The sequence below is a fragment of the Treponema endosymbiont of Eucomonympha sp. genome, assembly GCF_001028545.1.
In genome coordinates this window covers 1-508 of record NZ_BBPW01000524.1, presented here as the reverse complement: position 1 = coordinate 508, position 508 = coordinate 1, and the positions used below count along the sequence as shown (strand labels likewise).

The 508-nt window shown below is 50.2% G+C and carries 1 protein-coding gene and 1 pseudogene; one reads left to right on the top strand and one right to left on the bottom strand.

The genetic code is table 11. The features are described 5' to 3' along the window. Window positions 1-120 precede the first annotated feature (120 nt). Window positions 121-237, top strand: a pseudogene (locus AWU74_RS10920) (IS5/IS1182 family transposase); the annotation flags it as partial. 164 nt (window positions 238-401) lie between these two features. On the opposite strand, the gene AWU74_RS10915 reads toward AWU74_RS10920, so the two are convergent. Next, window positions 402-508: M23 family metallopeptidase (locus AWU74_RS10915; protein ID WP_162504884.1), on the bottom strand; the 107-nt coding region annotated here is incomplete at its 5' end.

Here is a 508-nt window from a genome sequence, read left to right as displayed (position 1 = left end):
AAAAATTATAAGAAAAATTGACTAATTTTCTGTTTTTTTAGGTAGTGTGGACTAGATAGGGAAAAGAGATAAAATAGGAAGCATGAATGAAATTCTCAGTAGTTTGCTGCGGAAGTTTTCATTGAAATCGCCTTTTGCACCCTCAAGCGCTGGCGGGGAATCGCCACGCGCTACGCAAAGCTCATCGCCTCCTTCATCGCCGCTATTCATGTCAGGTGCGTGTTCTTCTACCTTTAAGTCCACACTACCTAGGCTCTTGAATAAGCGCAGTGCATTCAGGCGGGGAGGCACACAGGCTTTCCCGCTTTTTATGCCCTCGTGCGTGGAAGGGCGAGCGTGCCGCGGAAAGAGGCTTTATCTATCTGCCGGGTTTGGGCACGGACGGGCAGTTTTGCCCCGCGTCAGCGTTTCAGCACGGACTGGGGGTCTATCAGTTTGCCGTTTTTGTATACGGAAAAATGCAAATGCGGTCCGGTCGAATATCCGGTGCTCCCGACGGAGCCTATCC